4 protein-coding genes and 1 pseudogene are annotated in these 6000 nt (G+C 71.1%); 1 reads left to right on the top strand and 4 read right to left on the bottom strand.

The features are described 5' to 3' along the window. The first annotated feature begins 1034 nt into the window (after positions 1-1034). Positions 1035-1349 (top strand): hypothetical protein, encoded by a 315-nt coding sequence (locus FCI23_RS44220; protein ID WP_136729698.1) that lies wholly within the window; start codon positions 1035-1037, stop codon positions 1347-1349. Positions 1350-1661: 312 nt separating this feature from the next. Here the strand turns inward: FCI23_RS44220 and FCI23_RS44225 are convergent, their stop codons facing one another. From FCI23_RS44225 to FCI23_RS44240, 4 genes and pseudogenes are all read right to left on the bottom strand, one after another. Then, positions 1662-2543, bottom strand: a complete 882-nt coding sequence (locus tag FCI23_RS44225; protein ID WP_246144648.1) for a GNAT family N-acetyltransferase — start codon at positions 2541-2543, stop codon at positions 1662-1664. A 316-nt stretch (positions 2544-2859) separates the two neighbouring features. Further along, positions 2860-3717: a hypothetical protein gene (locus FCI23_RS44230; protein WP_136729699.1), complete on the bottom strand. Its 858-nt coding sequence runs from the start codon at positions 3715-3717 to the stop codon at positions 2860-2862. A gap of 571 nt (positions 3718-4288) precedes the next feature. Then, positions 4289-4521, bottom strand: a pseudogene (locus FCI23_RS44235) (hypothetical protein). Between the two features lie 53 nt (positions 4522-4574). Next, positions 4575-4820 (bottom strand): hypothetical protein, encoded by a 246-nt coding sequence (locus tag FCI23_RS44240; protein ID WP_136729700.1) that lies wholly within the window; start codon positions 4818-4820, stop codon positions 4575-4577. Positions 4821-6000 lie beyond the last annotated feature (1180 nt).

The raw sequence follows: 6000 nt of genomic DNA on the forward strand, positions 1-6000 counted from the left end.
CCGCAGGCGCACTGCGCTCGTCGAGCCTGGTCAGCACCTCCAGCAGGGCGCCTCGGTGCCAGACCACGTGCAGCGCCGGATGGGCCAGGAACGGCACGGCTTCCAGCGTCGCCGGATACAACGACCTCTGGTGGCAGCGCGCGGATCATCTCCGGCACGTCGTCGGCCGGCCCGTAGGCGTGCTCAAGGCCGGGCCCAGTCCACCTCGTCCAGCTCTTCAGGCGCGCACACCGGCACCCTATCGATCACGTCTTCGGATCAATGTCCGGACCCACGTCCGGACCCACGCGTGGACCCGGGACTCGACCGAGTCCCGGAAAAGGCGTCAGCGGACGAAGGACCGCCGCCCGGTCCCCATGCCAGCCCCCGCACACCGTGAAGCACCCGCGGGGTGTGCCGGGCAGGGCGAGGGGCGAGTTGGTCGCTGTGCGGCTGCGGAGCCGGGCGCGGATGGCGGCGGTTCCTGAGGCGCCGCCATCCGCGCAACGGTGCTGGCCGGTCCCGCCCGCCAGGGCGGGACCGTGGTGAGTTCATATCATCACTTGCGGGATAATTTGAAGGGGGGCGGGGAGTGATGTTGGAAGTACTGCCGCAATGGCTCCCACGACCACTACCGGAACTCTTCGCCGCGGCAACGGCATAATCCCTGCTCATCCCCCTTGTCCGGGCCTCTCCGGAAACTCCGATTACCCTCTTCGCTCCCTGACCCACTGCCCTGTGTGAAGCCCCGGGTGGAACTCACCGCAACAGGCCAGCGGCGTGCGCAACGCCCGGCGGGAGCTGCCGAGCAGGAGCGGATCGCGCCCTTCGGCCGGGGCGCGTCCCCTGGGTAGCACACTTGTGCCGCGAGCACGCCATTCAGCTTTTTCCAAGCCCCTGCCGGTCCTGCGGGCGTCCTCCGTCCGGTGCGGGGGCGGTGGTGCGGCACCAGCCGCACGCGTGCGGTGGCTCCGGGTTGGGGCTGCCTGGTGTCATCCGGTTGGCCCTGGTGTCACTGGCCTGCCTTGGGGGCGGGCCGCCCTACGATCCCGGATGTGGACGACGCTTTCGACTTCCCGGCTGATCTCCTTGAGCTGCAGCGCGAGCTGGACGGGGTGCGGCGCGAGCTGGTGCGGTGGCCGCAGGTCTTCTCCCGCCTGGGTGGTGATGAGCAGCGGGTGATTGACATGTTGTGGGCCCGGCAGTCGCAGTTGTCCGCCGCCGTGGCCGAGCACCCGTTCTTCGCCGGCCGGGAAACCCACGGGTGGGTCAAGGCTCATCTCGCGCTGCAGCGGGCGAGCCGGGCGCCGGTTATGAGTGCCCGCGCTGCCGCGTCGCAGGGCGGTGCGGCAGTCACCGGTCCGGCCTAATCGCGCCGGGGCCGGAAAGCCGGGGCTGCTGGCGACGGGCGGGTGGATGCTGCGCGGGACGGTCGGCACCGGTGCGGGTCCTGCTACTGGTCTCCGGCGGTGGCAGGTGGTGAGGTCCGCGAGGTGTGCCCGGTCCGGGGCCGCGTTGCTGATGACTGTGTATGCGGCGGCCCTCAAGAAGTTGTGGGCCGTTGGCCGCAACGCCTGCGAAGAGCGTTTGCATCCGTTCGGCCGCCAGTGAGTCGTTGGGGTGATGGTTTGGAGGGCCACGTCCGCGGATTCGCGTTCGTGTAGTCGGCGGTGCGCCGGCGCTCAGGGGCGGCGGGTGAAGGACCAGAGCCGGTCCAGCTCGGTGAAGCCCATGGAGTCGTAGAGCCGGTTGGCGGCGGTGCGGTCGTGCTCGGGGTCGCCGGGCGGGGCGTCGTCGTCGACGTAGGCGATCACCTCGCGGGCGCCCTCGGCGGCCAGGCGCGTGAGGCACTGTCCGAGCAGCAGGCGGCCGAGTCCGCGGCCGCGGTGCGCGGGGTCGATGTTGATACACCACAGCACGCCGGTCCTGTTCCTGGGGCGGCCGATGGTGGCCTCGCCGACCGGGGTGCCGTCGCTCTCACGCAGGTGGAGTTGCCAGCCGGGCGGGTCGGCGCAATGGCATACGTCGGCGACCGGGTACGCGACCGTCGGCAGCGGGCTGTCCAACGGGCGGTGGAGGTAGCGCCACCGGTCACGGCCGGTGAACCCGGTCGCCTCCAGGGCCCGGCGGGTCGCCGGGCGGTTGCGCACTGGCAGGCCCTCCAGTCCGAGCGTGAGCGCGCAGGCGAACTCGAACGCGTGCACCGTGCGCGGCCCGAGCTGGCCGAGCGCGTGGCCGGCCAGGGCCTGGGCGACTGCTTGGTCTTCCTCCTCGGCGTGCAGCCACAGGATCAGTCCGGCCCCGTCCCCGGGGCGAGTGACGTAGGAGACGACCCCCCGCACCCGCCCGGAGGGGTCGTGCACGACATCCGTGAGGACGGTCTCGAGCTCGGCCCACCAGCCGCCGTCCACCGGCGAGCGCCCGGCCAGGGCCTGGGCGAGCATCGCGGGCGTTGCCTCCGGCTGCCCTGGCAGCCGGTCGGCCTCCACCAGCGCGAGCACCGTGTCCTGGTCGCCGGCCGCGTACGGCCGCGCGGACAACGCTCCGACGGTGGTGATCGCCACGCTCGTGCCTCCCTTGGGATGTCTCCCCGCAGCCTGCCCCTGCCGGCACCCGGACACCAGAGCACTCGCCGCTGCGGGCCCAGGATCCACCATCCGCCCGCAATCGCCGATGCCACGCGTCCGGGCAGCTGACCGGCGAAATCCGACCGGCAAACTCGGGCCGCGCGGCCAAGCGCTGGTCCTGGCCGGCGGGTGGCCGCGTTCGCCGTCGCCCACCTCGAGCATGAGGGCATCGGGCCGCGGGAGTGGCCCGACCCTCACGGGAGACCGTCCGGTCAGGGGACCTGTCGTGCGTCGTTGCCGTCACGGCGGCCGGTCATGTGGCGGCGTGTTCGGCGGCCGTGGTGATGGTGGTGCGTTCTTGGTGGCGGCGCTCGTAGTCGAGTACCTGCCGGGCGAGGTCGGGGTCGGCCTCGCGCAGCCGGGTGCGGATCTCGTCGGCCTTCATGGAGTCGTAACCGGGCCAGGGCTCATTCCCGCGCAGGTCCCAGATCTTGTTCAGGATCGTGGTGCGGCCCGCGTGGGCCCGCTCATAGCCCTCGGTGGTGGCCAGCTCGGCCTGGGACAGGTGCCGAAGCCGGCCGGAGACCTCGACGACGGTCAGCTCGCCGTAGCCAGGAATCGGCAGCTCGTCCTCCGCGGCCGCGGCCCCTTGCACCTCGCCCCGCATCCAGCTCACGCCCGGCAGCCGCCCGACCGTACCTTCGACCGTATGTTCGGCCTCCTCGACCGTCTCCCGGAGGCGGCTCCAACCACCGCGGACCGCCTCACCGGCCCCGGTGGAGGCGGCCCACTCCGCACCACCGCGGCCGCCGTTCGCGGCGGCCACCACTGCCTCGGCCTGCTCTTGGAGGCTGTCGGCGAGCTTTTGCAGCAGTTCCTCGTCGTGGCGGCGGATGGAGTCGAGCAGGTCCGCGCCGGCGGCGTCGTCGGCCTCCTGGGCGATGCTTTCGCCGGCCCGGCAGGTAGCCACGGCCAAGGCGGTGGTCGCGTACTCGTCCTCGGCGTTCTTCAACAGCTGGCGCTCCGCGGCCCTACCACGGCCCCGCAACACACCGGCCGGTACCGCCATGGCGACGTCGAGGGGCAGCCGGGCAACCTGGATGGCCTGCCCGGCGAGGTGACGAGCCCCATCGAGGGCGTCGAGTAGACCGTGGGGCCGCAGCTGGTCCATGTGTTCGTCGATGCTGCTGACGTGCTCCTCGGCATCGGCGACGTGGCGCTCCAGGATCCGCCGGTAGCCGCCGGCGGGGGTGACCGCTATGTGCGCCCTGGCGCGCCGGTGGGCGACCGCGGGGCGGCTCGTGCCCGGCCAGGACGACCGGGAGTGGACGACTCTGGCCGGGCACTGCCCGTGGCCTGACCGCTACGACCAGGGTTGATGCCGGCCATCCCCCTTACGGCCCACGCCACGCTGCCCCGCCCGGGCGGGCGCCTGTCAGCGGCGACCGGCCACCGGCGCCGATGTTGCCGGACTGGCCGGTAGCGATTGGGCGCCCGCCGCTCGTAGTCGGCCTCGTCGGTGAATTCCAACGGCAGGACTCCGAAGTTCGTGAGGTTCTGCCAGTGGATACGGCCGTAGGACGATGACCAGGCGCAGTCCGAGATTGCGGGGCGCTACTGCGGCGTGCCCGCGTGAGGAGCCCTGGCCGTCCCCCAGCCAGTTGCCGATTGCGGGGGCACGCTCCTGGCTGGCTGAGAGGCGGAGCCGTCCCCCGCGCTGGCTGGCCATCCTCAGACGCGTGTCAGCCGCCGAGCCGGGTACGCAGCAGCTGATTGCCAGTTCAGCGCCCTTGCGGCTGTCGGCCTGTGCCTTGCGGAACAGTTCCGTGAGTTCGGTGTCGTTCTCGCGTTCCGCGTCATGGATGTAGGTCTCCGCCCGCAACGCGTTGCTCAGGCACGCCTCGATGTACCAGATCAGGTTGTGGTCCTTGTCCTTCGTGCCGGTGACCTCGCCGGTTTCGGTGCTGCTGGTCATGGTGCTCCCTCCTGCGTGTGGGGGGTAGCCGGGCAAGAACGCGCACGCCGGTGTCAGCTGTCATCGCCGGTTTTCAGGTGCTGGTGTTGACAGGTGCGCTGCTTGGCGGGGCTGATGATCGCCTCGCCCTGGCAGTGGTGCTGTTGGTAGTCCAGGACCTGGCGGGCCAGCGCAGGGTCGGCGGCCTGCAGCCAGGCGTGGCTCTGGCGTGGGCGCCGAGCAGGAAGGCGGGTGTGCCGCCACCACCGGATGATGCAACTACGGTGCCGGCCCGCGAGTGGCGCCTGCTTCCAGTGCAACACCGAGACCCGAATGGCGCATCCGGGCCGCGAGCACGCGGTCGCCACTCTGTCGGGCGCGTAGCGCACTGGGTGCGGGCAGCGGTGAACTGGTCCGGCCGCAGCCCGTAGAGCTGATCGACGACCGTCTGCTCTTCGACGGCGGCTGACCTGTCCGGCATGCCACCGGGCACCGTGCGCTCGTCCGGACGGCTCGTGGGGCCGGGACCACCGCGGTTCGTCCCTGAGCCGTCCAACCCCGTGTTGAGGCACCGACGCGGAGAGTGAGAGTACGGCCCTGCTCCCTGCCCCCGGGGGGATGGTGCGGCGGCTTGGGCCAGCCCGGGTAGGCGCCTCGCGCCCGCCCGCTGGCAGGACGAGACCCCAGGACCCCTGTAGCGGGCCCGCATCCGCCGAATCGTCACCGCACTCGCCGGCTGCCCGGCCGCCTCACCGCTTCAGCGAATGACCGACAGGGTCGCGCAACGCCCGCTCACCCCCGAGTCGACCGCGCAGACATCCGATCCCTGTGTCCCGTGCTGGCTGACGATGGGCCAGGTTCCTTCTCGCAATCCCATGATTGCTACCCGAACCGGCTGCCAGTCTTGCCGACATTCATCGGATGTCTTGGTCTCCCTGTGGGCGGTACCCGCGGGCCACCGGTTCCGGAGCGGTCATGAAGTGGATGGCGTCAGCGTGCAAGGTTTTCGTTTCCATCGTTGTGTTCGGCTTGGTCGGCGCGGGGGTGTTCGCCTGGTCGGCGGGTCCCGCACAGGCGGCAACGCAATCGGTGCTGTGGGCGGCGCCCGATGGCCACGGCGCGGCGTGCACGTCGAGGAATCCGTGCTCGCTGGCCACGGCGCAGGGTCTTCAACTGTTGATGGTTTGGCTGCGTGTTCCTGTATGAATCGGGCGGTGTCGGCGGGTGCGTGTCTTTGTGTGATGGTCGGTCGTTAGGCCGATCGGATGCGGGGATGCGTCGTGTTGGCAGGGTGTGCGGGGTCGGGTGGGAGGGGGTGGGTGTGGCACGGTTGATGGCGACGGCGACGTGTACTGCCTTCCGTGGCCTGGTCGAGGCCAGTGGTGAACGGGTGGGTCAGCGGGTGCTGTCGGAGCGGGTGTCCTTCCTCGCCGGGCTGTGCCAGGACTTGACCCGGGCTCTGATTGCTTCCCGGTGGGATGAGGCCTCGCTGGATGTGCT

The sequence above is a fragment of the Actinacidiphila oryziradicis genome, assembly GCF_005047355.1.
GTDB lineage: Bacteria > Actinomycetota > Actinomycetes > Streptomycetales > Streptomycetaceae > Actinacidiphila > Actinacidiphila oryziradicis.